The following is a 287-nucleotide window of genomic DNA, read 5'->3' on the forward strand; positions in this document are numbered from 1 at the left end:
ACCGGAGAATCATCTGGTAAGAGTAGTCAGCGCAACGGTGGATGAAATAGAACTGAAAGCCCTGTTTGAAGCCTACACAACGGGAGGGGGAGCAAGCCGCTACCATCCGCAGATGCTGTTAAAAGTATTGATCTACTGCTATCTGACCGGTACCTATTCGTCGCGGCAGATTGCGAAACAATGCCGGGAAAATGTGAATGTAATGTGGCTGGCGGCAAACCAAAAACCGGACTTTAGAACAATCAATGCATTCCGAGGAGAAAGGCTGAAAAGTGTGATTGAAGAAG

The 287-nt window shown here is 47.7% G+C and carries 1 protein-coding gene; it reads left to right on the forward strand.

Annotated features, from left to right (window positions below; genetic code table 11):
* Positions 1-287: transposase (locus tag HGH47_RS12360; RefSeq protein WP_432912802.1), on the forward strand; the 287-nt coding region annotated here is incomplete at both ends.

It is taken from the genome of Treponema sp. OMZ 805, assembly GCF_050937395.1.
Lineage (GTDB): Bacteria > Spirochaetota > Spirochaetia > Treponematales > Treponemataceae > Treponema.